This window comes from Streptomyces sp. CC224B (assembly GCF_030010595.1).
Lineage (GTDB): Bacteria > Actinomycetota > Actinomycetes > Streptomycetales > Streptomycetaceae > Streptomyces > Streptomyces longispororuber.
Window position 1 is genome coordinate 14,793 of sequence record NZ_JASCXL010000049.1, and the last position, 18,485, is coordinate 33,277.

The window sequence follows — 18,485 nt, forward strand, 5'->3', positions numbered from 1 at the left end:
CCGAGGTGGAAGCCGCGCTGACGGCGCACCCCGGCGTCGGCCGGGCCGTGGCCGTCCCGCACGACGGGCGCCTGGTCGCGTACGTCGTCCCGGACGGCGGAGACGTGCGGCCTTCCGCCGTACGTGACTTCGTGGCGGAACGGCTGCCGGAGTACCTGGTCCCGGCCGTGGTGACGGTGCTCGACCGGTTGCCGTTGCTGGCGAACGGGAAGCTGGACCGGGCGGCCCTGCCCGCACCGCGGTTCCCCACCCGCGCGTACCGGGCGCCGCGCACCGCCCACGAGGAGACGCTCTGCCGGCTCTTCGCCGAGGTGCTCGGGGTCGAACGGGTCGGTGTCGACGACGGGTTCACCGCCCTCGGCGGTCATTCGCTGCTCGCGATGCGGCTCGTCGGCCGCGTCCGCGAGGCGGTCGGCGTGGAGCTGCCGGTCGCCGCGTTCTTCGAGGCCGCCAGCGTGGCCCTGCTGGCCCGCAGGCTCGCCGGCGTGCCTTTGCCCGCACGCCCCGGACAGTCCGAACGCCCCGAACGTCCTCGCCTGCGCCGGAGGAACAGATGATCCCGCTGTCGTTCGCCCAGCGCCGGTTGTGGTTCATCGACCGGTTCGAAGGACCGTCCGCGGTCTACAACCTGCCCTTCGCCGTCCGGGTCACCGGTCCGCTGGACGTGCCGGCGCTGGCGGCGGCCGTGCGGGACGTGGTGGCCCGGCACGAGAGCCTGCGCACGCTGATCGTCGAGGAGGCGGGGGTGCCCTTCCAGAGGGTGCTGCCGGTGGCCGACGCCGAGCTCGACGTCCCGGTGGTCGACGTGCCGCCCGGCGGCCTCGACGAGGCGGTGACGGCCGCGACCGGGTACCGGTTCGACCTCTCGGCGGAGATCCCGGTCCGGGCGTGTGTGCTGCGCCAAGGCGCGACCGAGCACGTGCTGGTCCTCGTCGTGCACCACATCGCGGCCGACGGCGAGTCGATGAGACCGCTGGCGCGGGACCTCAGCGTGGCGTACCGCGCCCGGAGCGCGGGCCGCGCCCCGTCCTGGCCCGAACTGCCGGTGCAGTACGGCGACTTCACCCTGTGGCAGCGTGAGCTGCTGGACGCGGACGGGGGCGTGCTCGCCGGGCAGGTGGAGTACTGGCGCGGTGAGCTGGCCGGGGTGGCGCAGCCGCTGCGGCTGCCCGTGGACCGGGCCCGGCCGGCGGTGGCGAGCCGTCGCGGCGACGTCGTGGAGTTCACCGTCGGCCCCGGGCTGCTCGATGCCTCCCGTGCGCTGGCGCAGGCCCACGGCGCGACCGTGCCGATGGTCTTCCAGGCGGCGCTGGCGGTGCTGCTGCACCAGCTCGGCGGCGGTGACGACCTCACGATCGGTTCCCCGATCGCGGGCCGGCCGGACGACGGCCTCACCGACCTCGTGGGGTTCTTCGTCAACACCTGGGTGCTGCGGGCCGACCTGTCGGGCAACCCCTCGTTCGAGGAGCTCCTCGCACGGGTCAGGACCAAGGCGTTCGCCGCGTACGAGCATCAGGACGCGCCGTTCGAGCGGCTCGTGGAAATCCTCGCCCCGGAGCGGTCCACCGCCTACCATCCGCTGTTCCAGGTCATGTTCGTCTGGCAGCACGACGCGCGGATCGGCCTCGACCTGCCCGGCCTGGAGTCGAGCCTGCGCGCGCTGCCCACCGGCACCGCCAAGTTCGACCTGGAGTTCACCTTCCTGGCCGGCCCCGCGGGACAGGGTGCGCGGTGCCACCTCGAGTACGCCACGGACCTGTTCGACCGGGACACCGTCGCCAGGATCGCGGACCGGTACCTGCGGGTGCTACGGCAGGTCCTGACGGATCCGGGGGTCCGGGTGGGCGCGGTGGACGTACTGCTGCGGGACGAGCGGCAGGAGCTGCGCGAACTGAACGACACGGCGGCACCGGTCCTCGCGGACACGGTGCCCGGGCTCTTCGAGCGTCAGGTCGCCGGGACGCCGCACGCGGTCGCGGTCGAGTGCGACGGCGTGACCCTGACCTATGCGGAGCTGAACGCCCGGGCGGACCGGCTGGCCCGTGTCCTCGCCGGACGCGGTATCGGGCCGGAGTCGCTGGTGGCGCTGGCCCTGCCGCGGACGGCGGACCTGGTGGTCGCGCTCCTCGGAATCGCGAAGTCCGGTGCGGCGTACGTGCCCGTCGACCCCCGCTACCCGAGCGAGCGCGTCGACTCCATCCTGGCGGACGCGCGCCCCCGCGCCGTCGTCACCGACCGTCCGGGGACGGGCGCGGGGCCGGTGCGCGTGCTCCTCCGCCCCGACGAGGACGGCGTCGAGGCGCCGGTACGTCCGCCACGGCCCGACAGCGCGCTGTACGTGATGTACACGTCGGGTTCGACGGGCGCTCCGAAGGGGGTGGTCGTCACCCACCGGACCGTGGCCAACGGCATCCGGCAGCTCGCCGCCGTGGTCGGCGGCGGGTGGCGTGTCCACGCGGCGACCTCCGTCAACTTCGACGTGTCCGTGTTCGAGATCCTCACGGCGCTGTGCACCGGTGGGGTGGTCCACGTGCTGCGGGACGTGCTCGCGCTGGCGGACGGGAGCGGCCGGCCGGGCGGGGTGGTCAGCGCGGTGCCGTCCGTCCTCGCCGAGATGGTCGACCAGGTCGCGGACGGGATGACCGCGGACGTGGTCGTGTTCGGTGGCGAGGCGCTGCCGGCCTCGCTGGTGCGCCGGGTCCGCGAGGCGTTCCCCGGTGCGCGGGTGGTCAACTGCTACGGGCAGACCGAGAGCTTCTACGCCACGGCGTACGTCGTGCCCGGCGCAGAATCCGAGGGCACCGCGTCAGGAACCGACGGCACCGCGTCGGGAACCGAGGGCGCCGCCCCCGGACCCGGCGGTGCCGTCGGGGACTCCGGCGGCGCCCACGCGGCGGCTCACGGTGTGGTCCCCATCGGCACCCCGCTGGGCAACATGCGGGTGCACGTCCTCGGCCCCGGTCTGCGGCCGGTGCCCCCCGGCGTCGTGGGTGAGCTGTACGTCGCCGGTGAGATCGCCAGGGGCTACGCCGGGCGCCCCGGGCTCACGGCGGAGCGCTTCGTCGCGGACCCGTTCGGCCCGGCCGGCACCCGGATGTACCGGACCGGCGACCTGGCCCGCCGGGGCGGCGGCCAGCTGCACTACGCCGGGCGCGCGGACGCCCAGGTGAAGGTGCTGGGCTTCCGGATCGAGCCGGCCGAGGTGGAGGCCGCCCTGACCGCGCACCCGGCGGTGGCCCAGGCGGTGGTGACCGTCGGGGCGAAGGGCACCCGGCACCTGGTGGGCTACGTCGTCCCGACCGCCGCCGGGACGGGCGGGGACACCGGCCGCCCCGACGAGCCCGGCGTCGGCCTGACCGCCGGTCTGTCGGTCACCGAGCTGCGCCGGTTCGTGTCGGAGCGCCTGCCGGAGTACATGGTGCCGTCGGCGTGGATGGTCCTCGACCGGCTGCCGCTCGGGCCGAACGGCAAGGTGGACCGGGCGGCCCTGCCGGAGCCGAGGTGGGGCACCGGGACGTACCGGGCGCCGCGCTCCCCCGTCGAGGAGGCGCTGGCCGGCGTCTACGCCGAGGTTCTCGGGCTGGGCCGGGTCGGAGTGGACGACGACTTCTTCGCCCTCGGCGGGGACAGCATCCGGTCGATCCAGGTGGTGTCGCGCGCCCGGGCCGTCGGCGTGCGGGTGACACCCCGGCAGGTCTTCGAGCGCCGGACGGCCGCCGCGCTGGCCGCCGTCGCGGTCAGCGACCGTGTCGGCACCACGCCGGTCCTCGCCGAGCTCGACGGCGGGGGCGTGGGGTGGATGCCCCTGCTGCCGGTCGGTTCGTGGCTGGTCGAGAGCGGCGGCGTCAACCGGTTCGCCATGGCCGCGCTCCTCGACCTGCCGCCGGACCTGGACGAGGCGGGCCTGGTGGCGACGGTGCGCGCGGTGGTCGACCACCACGACGCGCTGCGCGTGCGCCTCGTGCCCGAAGGCGGCCTCACGGTCGGGCCCCCGGGGTCGGTCGACGTACGGGCGCTGCTCCGCCGCGTCGAGGGCACGGCGTCGGTGCCCGAGGAGCTGGCCGCGTGCGCGGACGCGCTGGACCCGGTGGGCGGCGTGCCGGCGCGGTTCGTGTGGTTCGACGCCGGCGCCGGGCGGCCGGGCAGGCTCCTCGTGGTGCTGCACCACTTCGCGGTCGACGGTGTGTCGTGGCGGATCCTGCTGCCGGACCTGGCGGCGGCGTGGGCCCGGATCCGCGAGGGCGGGACGCCGTCCCTGGAACCGGTCGGGACCTCGGTCCGGCGGTGGGCGCACGCGCTCGTGGCCGAGGCCTCGAGCCCGCGGCGGCTCGCCGAGCTGCCGTACTGGCGGCGGGTTCTCGACGGCCGCGACCCCGTCCTCGGGTCCCGGCCGGTCGACCCCGCCGTCGACACGCTGGCCACGGCGGACACCCTGGAGGTGCGCCTGCCCGGCACGGTGACGAGGGCGCTGCTGACCGATCTGCCGGAGGCGTTCCGCTGCGGGGCGGACGACGGGCTGCTGGCGGCGCTGGCCCTGGCCGTCGTCCGGTGGCGGCGGGACCGGGACGTCGCCGAACCCTCGGTGCTCCTGCGGGTGGAGGGGCACGGCCGGGAGGAGGCGGTGGTCCCCGGCGCGGACCTGTCGCGGACCGTGGGCTGGTTCACGACGATGTTCCCGGTGCGCCTCGACCTCGACGGCTGCGACCTGGACGAGGCGTTCGCCGGGGGGCCGGCCGCCGGTGCCGTGGTGAAGGCCGTCAAGGAGCAGCTGCTGGCCGTCCCGGACCGGGGCATCGGCTTCGGGCTGCTGCGGTACACGAACCGCGAGACCGGGGACGACCTCGCCACACGGCCGACCGGGCAGGTGGCGTTCAACTACCTCGGCTGGTTCTCGGCGGCCGACATGCCGGACCACCTGCGGGGGCTCGGCTGGAACCGGATCGCCGAGCTGCCCGTGCCGCTGGACCCGGACATGCCGGTGCCGGCCGCCGTGGACATCCACGCCGCCGCCGTCGACCGCGGGCGGGGGCCGCGGCTCGAAGCCACCCTGGCGTACGCGACCGGCGTCCTGTCCCGCACCGCGGCCCGGGAACTGGCCGACCTGTGGGGAGCCGCCGCGGCGGGCCTCGCCCGGCACGTCACCGGCCCGGGCGCGGGCGGCCTGACGCCGTCGGACCTCCCCCTGGTGCGGGCCGGGCAGCAGCGGATCGAGAGGTGGGAGCGGCGGTATCCGGGCCTGGCCGACGTCTGGCCCCTGACCGCCCTGCAGTCCGGCTTCCTGTTCCACGCGATGGCGGCGGGGGCCGCGTACGACGCGTACCACATGCAGGTGGTGTTCCACCTGTCCGGTGAGGTGGACGCGGCGCGCATGCGGGCGGCCGGCCAGGCCGTCCTCGACCGGTACGCGAACCTGCGCGTGGCCTTCACCGACGGCGCCGGCGGCAGGCCGGTGCAGGTCGTCGTCGACGGCGTGGAGCTGCCCTGGCGGTACGCCGACCTGACCGGCGCCGGCGAGGACGAGCGGCGGGACCTGCTCGCGCGGGACCACGCGGAACACTTCGACCCGGCGGTGCCGCCGCTGCTGCGGATGACGCTGGTACGCCGAGGCCCCGGCCGCGCCGACCTGGTGGTGACGGCCCATCACCTGCTGTTCGACGGCTGGTCGGTTCCGCTGCTCCTGCGGGACGTGCTGCTGTGCTACGGCTCCGGCGCGCCGACGCTGCCGCCGGTCCGGCCGTACCGCGACTTCCTGGCCTGGCTCGTCACCCAGGACCAGGAGGCGGCCGGGCGCGCCTGGGCGGGTGAGCTCGACGGGGTCCGCCAGCCCACCCTGGTGGCCCCCGGCGCGGGCTCCGGCGCGGGGGCGGGGCAGGTCGACGTCCCCCTCGCCGCGGCCACCGCGGCCGCGCTGGCCAGGCGCGCGGCCGACGTCGGCGTGACCGTGAACACCGTGGTGCAGGGTGCGTGGGCGGTGGTCCTCACGGAGCTGGCCGGGCACCCGGACGTGGTGTTCGGAGCGACGGTGTCGGGCCGCCCACCCGCGCTCGCGGAGGTGGACTCCATGGTGGGGCTGTTCATCAACACCGTGCCCGTACGGGTGCGCCGGGCGGCGGGCCGCACCTACGCGGAGCTGATGACGGAGCTGCAGGACCGGCAGGCCGCGCTGCTCGACCACCACCACTACGCCCTGGCCGACATCCAGCGGTCCCTGGGGGTGGCCCCGCTGTTCGACACCCTCGTCGTCTTCGACTCGTACCCGGTGGACTCGGCCGGGATCGGCGAGGCCCGTGCCGCCGCGGGGATCACGGTCACCGCGGTCACCACCCCGGTCGGCGGGACCCACTACCCCCTGACCGTGATGGCGAACGTGGACCCGCACCTGCGCCTGGTGCTGCAGCATCGGCACAGCGCGTTCGGCCAGGAGGCCGCCGCGGCCGTCGCCGCCCGGTTGGCCCGGGTCCTGGGCGAGTTCGCCGCCGACCCCCACCGCCCGGTCGCGGCGGACGGGACGGTGGCGCCGCGCCCCTCGACCCACCGCGTACCGGCCGCGAGCGCCGGCGTGGCGCCGCGCACCGCCGGCGAGCGCGTCGTCGCCGGGCTCTGGGCGGACCTCCTCGACCGTGCGGGCCCCGACGCCGTCGGCGTGCGCGAGAAGTTCTTCGAGGCCGGCGGGACGTCGTTGACGTTGATGGCGCTGAGCAACCGGCTGAGCGAGCTGGCCGGACACAAGGTGTCCGTGGGGACGCTGCTGAAGCACACCACCGTGGAAGCGATGGCACGCCTGCTCGACGGGCGGCCGGCCTCCGGGGACGGCCGCGAGCCGACCACCGGGGGCGACGGAGAGTGGGGGTACGAGCTGTGACGCGCTCCGACCGGGACGCCGTGGCGGTGATCGGGGTGGCGCTCGCGCTGCCCGGGGCCGCCGACCTGGACACTCTGCACGAGAACCTCGCGAACGGCACGGTCGGTGTGGGCCCTCCGGGCAGGGACCGGATGCACCACGCCGGAGCACCCGCCGACGCCGACTACGTCCGCATGGGGTACCTGGACCGGATCGACCTGTTCGACCACCGGTTCTTCGGTCTGTCGCCGCGCGAGGCGGAGCTGATGGACCCACACCAGCGGATAGCCCTGCAACTGGCACACCGCGCGATCGAGAACGCCGGCTACGCCCCGGGGAACCTGCGGGGCGTCCGCACCGCCGTGGTCCTCAGCGCGCCCACGCCCGGCTACGCGAGCCTGTACGAGGACGAGGACCCGCAGCAGATCCTCGGCTCACTGCCGTCCGCCACGGCGGCGCGCATCGCCTACTTCCTCGACCTCACCGGCCCGGTGGCCGTCGTGGACACCGCGTGCAGCGGCAGCCTCGCCGCGCTGGCCACCGCCGTGGAGCACCTGCGCGCCGGGCGGGCGGAGCTGGCGGTCGCGGGCGGCCTGAACGTCTTCTCGGTCCCGCTGACCCGCGATGCCCACGAGCCCCTGCGCGGCCTCGAGTCGCCGGATGCCGTCTGCCGCCCCTTCGACGCCGGGGCGAACGGCCTGGCGATCGGCGAGGGCGGCGGGCTCGTGCTGCTCAAGCGGCTGCCCGAGGCGCTGGCCGACGGGGACCACGTCCACGGGGTGGTGACCGGCATCGCCGTCAACCACAACGGGTTCCGGGCGACCGGCATGAGCGCGCCGAGCGCCTACGGCCAGGCGGAGGTGATCGCCGAGGCCTGGCGGCAGGCGGGCGCCGACTCCATCGACCTGGTGGAGTGCCACGGCTCCGCCACCCCGCTCGGCGACGTGGTGGAGGTCGACGGCCTGCAGCTCGCGTTCGCCGAGACGGGCCTGACCGGGCCGTGCGGGATCGGCGGGATCAAGGGCAACATCGGCCACCTCGACCAGGCCGCGGGCATGGCGGGCCTCTTCAAGGTGCTCGCCGGCCTGCGGCACGGCGTGCGCTACCCCAACCCGAACTTCCGGTCGCCGAACCCGATGGTCGACGTGTCCGGCCCGGTCCGGGTGGAGACGGAACTCGCGGAGTGGGTCCCGTCGTCGGGGGCGCGCCGGGCCGGGCTGAGTTCCTTCGGGCTGACCGGCACCAACGTCCACGCGGTGATCGAACAGCCGCCGGAGGGACGGGCCGCGGCGGGCGGCCCGCCGCCCGGGGCCGCGGCCCCGGTGGCCGAACTGGTCACCCTGTCGGCGAAGTCGCCCGCCGCGCTGGCCGCCTACGCGTCCCGCGTGGCCGCGTTCCTGGACCGGACGGAACACGGCCTGGCCGCGGTCGCGCAGGTGCTCAACCGGGGGCGCGACGACCACCCGTTCCGGTGGGCCGGTGTCGCCCGGGACACCGGGGAACTGGCCGCGTCGCTGCGTCGGGCGCGCCTCGGCGGGACGCCCGGCGCGCCTCCCCGCTCCGCGCCGGTCGTCCTGCTGTTCTCGGGCGACGGCGACCTGGGCGACGCCACGTGGGGCAGGCTGGCCGAGGCGTTCGACGGGCTCACCGGCGTGGGCGCGACCGGTACGGCGGGCGAACGGCTGTGTGCCCGGCTGGGTGCCGCGGGCGACCTCGTGCGGTCCCTGGGCGTGCGCGAGGCCCAGTTGGTGGGTTCGGGCGTGGGCAACCTCGTGGTCCGGCGGCTGCGCGGCCACACGGTGGACACGGGAGGCGTGCCGGTCACCGACGAGGTGAACGAGCCGGGGCTGCGGCGGGCGGTGGCGCGGTTCGTCGAGCAGGGCGCCGTCCTGGTGGAGGTGGGCGCGGACGGGACGCTGTCCCGGTCGATCGCCCGGCTGGCCCCGGAGCTGCCGGTGGTGCGGTTGTTCGCCGACCCGTCCCGGGAAGGCGTTCTGCGGACGCTGGCCGAGTTGTACGCGCGGGGGGCGGACCTCGTGTGGGACCGGTTCTACGCGGGCCGGGACATACCGCGGATCGAGGCGCCCACGTACCCGTTCGAGGAAGTCCCGTGCTGGTGCCTGCCGCCGGGCGGTCCGGCACCGGCGGCGGCATCCGGCGCCCCGGACGCGGCGGCGCCGGAGCGCGGGGCGGCGGCGCGGGAACGCCCGGCCGGGCCGCCCGAGCGGGAGATCGCGGCCGTGTGGCGGCACGTCCTGAAGACCGAGGACGTGGGTCCCGACGCGAACTACTTCGAGCTGGGCGGCACGTCGATCGCGGGCATCTCGGTGCTGCGGGAGGTCGAGCGCCGGTTCGGGGTGCGGCTGACGTTCGCGGACCTGTACCGCTGCCCGACGGTCCGGGAGCTGGCCGCGCTGGTCGGCTCGGCCGCGCGGACGCCCGCAGCCGACGGCTGGACGATTCCCCTCCTGCCCCGTGGCGGTCGGCTGCCGCTGTCGTACAACCAGGAACAGCTCTGGTACCTCGACCGGCTCACCCCGGACAGCCCGCTCTACGCCATTCCGACCAGGGCCCGGTACACCGGCCCGCTCGACCTCGACGCGTTCCGCGAGGCCCTGCGTGACCTGGTGCGGCGCCACGAGATCCTGCGGACCCGCATCCTCGACGAGGGCGGCGTGCCGTACGCGCTCGCCGATCTGCCGGAGCCGGAGCTGGAGGTCGTCGACCTCGGCGGGCGCCCCCGCTGTGACCTGCGGCGGCTGATCGAGGCGGCCGCGACCGCGCCGTTCGACCTGGCCCGCGGACCGCTGTTCAGGACGACGGTCGTCCGCCTCGCCGACAACGACCACATGGTCCTCTACGCGTGGCACCACATCATCTTCGACGGCTGGGTCCCCGCCATCTTCTACCGCGACATCGCCGAACTGTACGCGGCCCGCCGCGCGGGGCGGCCACCACGCCTGCCCGAACTCCCCGTGCAGTACGCGGACTTCGCCGCCTGGCAGCGGTCCTGGCTCGACGGTGCCCGGCTGGCGCGGGGCCTGGAGTTCTGGCGCTCCTACCTGAACGGCCTGTCCACCCCGGAGCTGCCCCTCGACCGCCCCCGCGCCGCGGCCCGGTCCCACGCCGGCCACCTGCTGAAGTTCGTGCTGCGACCGGACCTCGTACGGCGGTTGCGGGCGTTCAGCGCCCAAGAGCACGTGACGACGTTCGTCACCATGCTGGCGGTGGTCGACACCCTGGTGCACCTGTGGGCGGGGCACGAGGACGTGGTGGTCGGCGTGGCCACCTCCGGCCGGTCGAACCCGGCCACCCACCAACTCATCGGCTACTTCAACAACGTCCTGCCGTTCCGGACGGCCGTGCGTCCCGAGACGTCCTTCCGCGACCTCGTCCACCGGTGCGCGGAGACCGTCACCAGTGTCCTCGACCACGAGGAGATTCCCTTCGGGAAGATCGTCGCCGAGCTCGGCGGCCGCCGTGACACGTCCCGGCACCCTGTCTTCAGCGTGGCGTACACGCACCAGAACAACGCCGCGCCCACCGAGGAACTGGCCGGTCTCACCGTGACCCACGACACCGGGGAGATGGTCGGGATCGCCCCCGGTACGGCCAAGTTCGACCTGACCGTAGGGGTGTTCGACCAGGACGGCGGCCCGATGGACGCGTTCCTGGAGTACGCCGTCGACCTGTTCGACGCCACCACCATGCACCGCCTGGTGGAACTGTTCCAGGAGATCGCCGCGGCCGCGATGGCCGACCCCGACCGCCCGCTGCGCGACCTCGTTCCGGCGGAGGCGGAGGCGGAGGCGAAGGCGAAGGCGGAGGCGGCGGATGCCGCGGAGCCGGTGGCCGACGACGTCCTGGGCACGGCGGTGCCGGTCCCCGACGTCACGCTGCCCGAGTTGTTCGAGCGGCAGGCCGCCATCACACCGGACGCCGTCGCCGTGACCGGCGAGGCCGGGCCGGTCACCTACGGGGAGCTCCGCGCCCGGGCCGCGCGGCTGGCGTCCGCCCTGCGCGCGTGCGGGGTCGGGCCGGAGTCGGTGGTGGCGGTCGCCGTGGAGCGGTCGCCGCGGTTCGTGGTCGCGATGCTCGCGGTGGTGCGGGCCGGCGGCGCGTATCTGCCCGTCGACCCCGGTCAGCCCGCCGAACGCCTCCGGCTCCTGCTCGACGACGCTCGGCCCGCGCTGGTGCTCGGCGACGCGCGGACCCTGCCCGGCCTGCCCTGCCCGGTGATGGACCCTGCCGCATCAGACATATCTGATACATCCGATACGTCCGCCGCGTCGGCGTCCGCGTCCGCGTCGGCGTCGGCGTCGGCATCCGAGGACCGCCTCCCGCGGTGCCACCCGGACCAGTTGGCGTACGTGATGTACACGTCCGGCTCGACCGGGATGCCCAAGGGCGTGGGGATCACGCACCGGGACGTCGTCGCGCTGGCGGCCGACCGCAGGTGGTCCGGCGCCGCCCAGGACCGGGTCCTGTGCCACTCGCCGCTGACCTTCGACGCCTCGGTGTACGAGCTGTGGGTCCCCCTGCTGCGCGGGGGGCGGGTGGTCCTGGCGCCGCCCGGGAGGCTGGGCGCGGGCACACTGGCCGCCCTGGTCGCCGACCACGGGATCACCTCGGCCCTGCTGCCGACCGGTCTCTTCACCGTCCTGGCGGAGGAGGCCGCCACCTGCCTCGCGGGCCTGCGGGAGGTGTGGACCGGCGGTGAGCGCGCGCAGCCCGCGGCGTTCCGCGCCGCTCTGGACGCCTGCCCGGACACCACGTTCGTCCACGCCTACGGGCCCACCGAGGCCACGGTTGTCGCGACCTGCCGCTCCGTGGACGCCGCGGCGGCTGCCGCCGCCGACGTCCCCATCGGGCGCCCGATGGACAACACGCGCGCCCGCGTACTGGACGAGGCACTGCGTCCGGTGCCGCCCGGCGCCGTCGGCGAGCTCTACCTCTCCGGCGCCGGGCTCGCGCGCGGGTACCTGGGCCGCCCCGGGCAGACCGCGGAGCGGTTCGTGGCGTGCCCGTCCGGACCGCCGGGCGGGCGGATGTACCGGACGGGCGACCTGGTGCGCCGCGCCCCGGACGGCGAACTGGTCTTCCAGGGGCGTGCGGACGACCAGGTCAAGATCCGCGGGTTCCGTATCGAGCCGGGTGAGGTCGACGCCGTCCTGAACACCCACCCGGCCGTGGTGCGGACGGCGGTGGTGGCCCGCGAGGAGCGGGACGGGGACACGCGCCTCGTGGCGTACGCGGTGGCACGTGACGGTGTGGCGGCGCAGGAGCTCCGCGCCTTCCTGTCGGCGCGGCTGCCCGACTTCATGGTCCCGTCGGCGGTCGTGCTGCTGGACGCGCTGCCGTGGACGCCGTCCGGGAAGCTCGACCGGGCGGCCCTGCCCGCGCCGGAGGCCGCCGCCCCCGCGTACCGGCCGCCCCGCTCCCCGCGGGAGGACGTCCTGTGCGGGCTGTTCGCGGATGTGCTCGGCACGGAACACATCGGCGTCGACGACGACTTCTTCGAGGCCGGCGGGCACTCCCTCCTGGCGACCCGGCTCGTCAGCCGCATCCGGGCCGCGCTGGGCACCGAGGTCCCCATCCAGACGGTGTTCGAGTCGCCCACCGTCGCGGAGCTGGCCCCGCGGCTGTCCGCCGCGACCCGGGCCCGGCCGCCGCTGCGCCGCGCCGAACGGCTGCCGGAGCGGATCCCGCTGTCCTTCGCACAGCGCCGGATGTGGTTCATCGACCGGTTCGACGGGCCGTCCGCGACGTACAGCATCCCGCTGACCCTGCGGCTGACCGGAGCCCTCGACGTCGCGGCGCTGTCGCTCGCGGTACGGGACGTGCTGCACCGGCACGAGAGCCTGCGCACCGTGATCCTGGAGGAGGGCGGCGTGCCGTTCCAGCGGGTGCTGCCGCCGGACGAGGTCACGCCGGACCTGCCGGTCGTCGACGTGGCCCCGGCGGCCGTCCCCGGTGCCGTGGCGGCGGCCGTGGCCCGCCCGTTCGACCTGTCCGCCGGGGTCCCGGTGCGGGCGACGCTGTTCCGGTCCGGTCCGGACGCGCACGTGCTGCTGCTCCTCGTCCACCACGTCGCCGCCGACGGCGAGTCGACGGCACCGCTGGCACGGGACCTGGCCGCCGCCTACGACGCCCGGCGCGGCGGGAGGCCCCCGGTGTGGCCGGAGCCGCCCGTGCGCTACGCGGACTTCACGCTGTGGCAACGGGAGCTGCTGGCCGACGGGAGCGACCTCCTCGCGACCCAGGTGGCCTACTGGCGGGCCGAGCTGGCCGGGGTGCGGCCGGTACGGCTGCCGGTGGACCGGCCGCGGCCGCCGGTGGCGAGCCACCGGGGCGCCGTGGTGGAACTGGGCCTCGACCAGGCGCTGCTCGACGCGGTGGGGCGGCTGGCGCGGGCGCGGGGCGCCACCGTCCCCATGGTGTTGCAGGCGGCGGTGGCCGTGCTGGTGCGCGAGCTCGGCGGCGGTGACGACATCACCATCGGCTCGCCCATCGCCGGCCGCATGGACGCGGCGCTCGCCGACGCGGTCGGGTTCTTCGTCAACACCTGGGTGCTGCGGGCCGATCTGTCGGGGAACCCGTCGTTCGAGACCGTCGTGGACCGGGTGCGGGCCAAGGCCCTGGCGGCCTACGACCACCAGGACGTCCCGTTCGAACGGCTCGTGGAGATCCTCAACCCGGAGCGGTTCACCGCCCACCACCCGCTGTTCCAGGTGATGTTCGCCTGGCAGAACGTCACCCGGCGGGACTTCGCCCTGACCGGGCTCGACGTGGCCTTCGACCCGGTGCCGACCGGAACGGCGAAGTTCGACCTCTTCTTCAATCTGGCCGAGGTCCCGGGCCACGGCGTCTACGGCCATCTCGAGTACGCCACCGACCTGTTCGACCGCACCACCGTGGACGGCGTCGCCGCCCGGTTCGAGGCCGTCCTGCGGCAGGTGACGGCCGATCCCGGGCGCCGGACCGTCGACGTGCTGCTCGCTGCGGAGCGGGACCGGCTCCTCGCGGGAACCGGCCGCCCCGCGGTGGTGACTCCCGCGCGGACCGTCCCGGAGTGGTTCGAGCGGCAGGCCGCGATCACACCGGACGCGGTCGCGGTGCGGGACGGCGAGACCTCGTTGACGTACGCGGAGCTGGACGCGCGGGCCGGTCGCGTCGCCCGGCTCCTGGTCGAGCGCGGTGCGCGGCCGGAGGCGCTGGTGGGCCTCGCCCTGCCGCGCTCGGTCGACCTCGTCGTCGGCATGCTCGGGATCTGGAAGTCCGGCGCGGGGTACGTGCCGGTCGACCCGCGCCACACCGGTGAGCGGTCCGCCCGCGTGCTGGCCGAGGCGCGGCCCGTGTTCGTCCTGACGGACCTGGACCAGCTCGACGGCCCGGCCCCCGCCACCGGCGACGGCGGGGACCCCGGCCGCGCGGTACGGCCCGGCAACATCGCCTACGTGATGTACACGTCCGGCTCGACCGGGGTGCCCAAGGGAGCCGTCATCACCCACGCGTGCGTGGTCCACGACCTGGCCCGGCTGGCCGAGCTGACCGGCCTGCGGGCGGGCCACCGTGTCCTGGCGTCGACCTCGGTGGCCTTCGACGTCTCGGTCTTCGAGATCATGGCCGCGCTCGGCACGGGTGCCACCGTCGAGGTGGTCCAGGACGTGGCCGCGTGCGGCGCCTGGTCGGGGGCGCTGGTCTGCGCGGTTCCCTCGGTCCTCGCCCAGGTCGGCGAGCGGATCACGGCGGACACCGTGGTGTGCGCCGGTGAACCCCTGACGGGCGCTCTCGTCCAGCGGCTGCGAGCTGCCCTGCCCGGCGCGCGGCTGGTCAACGCGTACGGGCAGAGCGAGTCCTTCTATGCCACGGCGTTCCCGGTGCCGGACCAGGCGGACCCGGCGGACCAAGCGGACCCGGCGGACCCGGCGGTGGTGCCGATCGGGACGCCGCTGGGGAACGTACGGACGTACGTGCTGAGCCCCGGCCTGGGGCTCCTGCCCCGGGGCGCGGTGGGTGAGCTGTACGTGGCCGGTGAGGTCGGCCGGGGCTATGTCGCACGGGCGGGCCTGACGGCGGAGCGGTTCGTGGCGGACCCGTTCGGTCCGGCGGGGACACGGATGTACCGCACGGGAGACCTGGCCCGGTGGGACCGCGACGGCCGGCTGGAGTACCTGGGGCGGGCCGACGCGCAGCTCAAGGTGCGCGGGGTGCGGATCGAACCGGCGGAGGTGGAGGCGGCGCTGGCGGCGTGCCCGGGTGTCGCGCGGGCGGCGGTGGCCGCGGTCGACGGGGCAGCGGGCCCGCGGCTGGTGGGGTACGTCGTACCCGCCGGAACGTCCGGGCAGGACGGCGCCCGCGGCGTCGACGTGGCCGAGGTACGGCGGTCCGTGGCCGGACAGCTCCCGGAGTACATGGTTCCGGCGCAGCTCGTGGTCCTCGACCGGCTGCCGTCGACACCCGGTGGAAAGGTGGACAGGTCCGCGCTGCCGGACCCCGGCCGTGCCGCCGAGGCCTACCGGGCCCCGGCCTCGGCGGTCGAGGAGGTGCTCGCCGGGGTGTACGCCGAGGTCCTCGGCCTGGAACGGGTGGGTGCCGACGACGACTTCTTCGCCGTCGGCGGGGACAGCATCCGGTCGATCCAGGTGGTGTCGCGGGCCCGCGCGCTGGGCGTCGAGGTCACTCCCCGGCAGATCTTCGCGTGCCGCACGGTGGCGGCGCTGGCAGCGGCGGCACAAGAGGGTGGCGCACCTGCCGTGCTCGCCGAACTCGACGGCGGCGGCGTCGGTCCGCTGCCGCTCCCGCCCGTGGCCCACCACGTCGGCCGGCCGTTCACCCGGTTCTCGATGACGGCCGTCGTGGAGCTTCCTGCGGACATCGACGAAGCGGGGCTCGTCGCGACGCTGACTGCCGTGCTCGACCGTCACGACATGCTGCGCGCACGACTGCTGCCGGGTGACGAGGGGCTCGTGGTGGCCCCGCCGGGCACCGTCGACGTCGCCGCGCTGCTCAGGCGGGCCGAGCGGGGCCGGGGGTGGGCGGCGGCGTGTGACGCGGCCGCGGACCGCCTCGACCCGGAGGCGGGGGTGATGGCCCAGTTCGTGTGGGCCGCCCCCGACGCCGCGAGGGCGGGCAGGCTGGCACTGGTCCTGCACCACCTCGTGGTCGACGGCGTGTCGTGGCGGATCCTGCTTCCCGACCTGGCCGCGGCCTGGGTGCGGGTGCGCGCCGGGCGCGCTCCGGAACTGCCGCCGGTGGGAACCTCGGCCAGGCGGTGGGCGCACGCGCTCGCGGCGGACGCGTACTCCGCGGACCGCGCGGCCGAGCTGTCGTACTGGAAGGACGTCGTGGACGGCCCCGATCCGCTGCTGGGGTCCCGCAGGCTGGACCCCCGCCGGGACACCGCCGCCACCGTGGACAGGGTGCGGGTGGACCTGCCCGCGGCCGTGGCGGAGGCACTGCTGTCCCGCCTCCCGGCGACGTTCCGGTGCGGGGTGCAGGACGGGCTGCTCGCCGGGCTGGCCCTGGCCGTGGCCCGGTGGCGACGGGACCGCGGGGTCGCCGAGTCGTCGTGCCTGATCACGTTGGAGGGGCACGGTCGGGAGGAGGCCGTCGTGCCCGGGGCGGACCTGTCGCGCACCGTCGGCTGGTTCACCAGCGTGTACCCGGTCCGCCTGGACACCGCGGGATGCGCCCTGGACGAGGCGTTCGCGGGCGGCGCCGCGGCCGGTGGCGCCCTCAAGGCCGTCAAGGAACAGCTCCTGTCCGTCCCGGACAGGGGCCTCGGGTACGGGCTGCTGCGCTACGTGAACCGCGTAACCGGCGCGGACCTTGAGGCGTACCCCGCTCCGCAGATCGCGTTCAACTACCTGGGACGGTTCGCCCCGTCGGACATGCCCGCGGAGCTGAGCGGCCGGGACTGGACGCCCGTGGCCGACACCGACGGCGCGGACACGGCACCCGACGCCGACATGCCCGCACTGGCGGAGATCCAGGTCGGCGTGGTGGTCGTCGACACCCGTGAGGGCCCACGACCGCACGTCACGCTCGACTACGCCACCGGTGTCCTGGACCGCGCCGCCGTCGCGGACCTGGCGCGGCTCTGGTGCGACGCGCTGACCGGCCTCGCCCGGCATGCGACGGGGCCGGACGCGGGCGGCCTCACACCGTCCGACGTGCCTCTGGTGGCCGTGACCCAGCCGGACATCGAGCGGTGGGAGCGGCGCTACGGCCGCCGGGCGGGGCTGGCCGACGTGTGGCCCCTCACCGCCCTGCAGTCGTCACTGCTGCGGCACACCATGCGGCCGGGCCGCGCGTACGACCCGTACCACGTGCAACTGGCCTGCCGGCTCTCCGGGAAGGTGGACGCGGCCAGGATGCGGGCCGCGGGCCAGGCGCTGCTCGACCGCCATGCCAGTCTGCGCGTCGCGTTCGCCACTGCCGCCACCGGTGAGCCGGTACAGGCCGTGGTCGACGGAGTCGAGCTGCCGTGGCGCCACATCGACCTGCGCGGCCTCCCGGAGGACGAACGCACGCGCACGCTCCGGCGGATCCGGGCCGAGGACCGGGCGGCCCACTTCGACCGGGCGGTGCCGCCCCTGGTGCGCATGCTCCTCGCGCGGACGGGGACCGACTGCGCGGAGTTGCTGGTGACGGCGAACCACCTGGTCTTCGACGGCTGGTCCGTGCCGTTGCTGCTGCGGGATCTGCTACGGCTGTACGGTTCCGGCGGTGACCCGTCCGCGCTCCCGGCGGTGCGCCCCTACAAGGACTTCCTGACCTGGCTCGCGGGCCAGGACCGCGCGGCGTCGGCGCGCGTGTGGGCGGACGAACTGGACGCCCACCGTCCCTCCCTGCTCGCCGCCCCGTCCGACGGCGAGCCCGTGGGCCTGCGCACGGTCGAGGTTCCCCTGAGCGAGCGCACCGCGGCGGCGCTGGCCGACCGCGCCGCGCGGTGCGGGGTGACCCTGAACACGGTCGTGCAGGGCGCCTGGGCCCTGGTGCTCGCCGAGGCGACCGGACGTGACGACGTGGTGTTCGGCGCCACGGTGTCCGGCCGGCCGCCCGCGCTCACCGGGGTGGACTCGATGGTGGGCATCTTCATCAACACCGTTCCGGTCCGTGTGCGCCACCCCCGGGAACGCCCCTTCGCCGAGCTGCTCACCGACCTCCAGAACCGGCAGGGCCGACTGCTCGAACACCACCAGTTCGGGCGGACCGACTGCCACCAGGCCGACACCCAGGTCGTGTTCCAGTCCTTCCCCAGGAACCGGGCGGCCCTCGACGAGGCGTACACCGCCGCCGGTATCGCCGTCACCGCGATCAGCGCGGACAACGGCACCCACTATGCGGTGGCCGTCACGGCGACCGCCGATCCGCGTCTGCGTGTGTCCTTGCGGCTCCAGCGCCACCTGTTCACCCCCGACGCCGCGGCGGCGATGGCGGAACGGTTGGCCGAGGCCTTGGGGAGGCTCTGAGGAGGCGGGGGCGTTCCGCTCGCTCGCACGAGCAAGGCCGGCCCGCGGGTGCGGCCACGGAGGCGGGGCGCGCCTCCTGCCGTACCCACTGGCCGTCCCAGCGGACGAGACGCACGCACCGGTACGCGGCACGGCGCAGGGCGGTACGAAGTGGTGCCACAGGGCGG

General features: G+C 75.5%; 2 protein-coding genes and 1 pseudogene. All 3 read left to right on the plus strand.

Annotated features, from left to right (window positions below):
• Positions 1-14: 14 nt before the first annotated feature.
• A pseudogene (locus tag QK440_RS41420) lies at positions 15-557 on the plus strand (phosphopantetheine-binding protein); the annotation flags it as partial.
• Positions 554-6,862, plus strand: coding sequence for a condensation domain-containing protein (locus QK440_RS20445; protein WP_282794603.1), 6,309 nt, complete (start codon positions 554-556; stop codon positions 6,860-6,862). The pseudogene QK440_RS41420 and the gene QK440_RS20445, both read left to right, overlap by 4 nt.
• Entirely contained in the window at positions 6,859-18,318 is an 11,460-nt protein-coding gene (locus QK440_RS20450; protein WP_282794604.1) for a non-ribosomal peptide synthetase, read from the plus strand. Before QK440_RS20445 ends, QK440_RS20450 begins: the two co-directional genes overlap by 4 nt.
• Positions 18,319-18,485 lie beyond the last annotated feature (167 nt).

What these genes read in the sequence shown, in the direction of transcription:
- QK440_RS20445 (WP_282794603.1), top strand. Translation starts at nt 554, where the DNA reads ATGATCCCGCTGTCGTTCGCCCAGCGCCGGTTGTGGTTCATCGACCGG.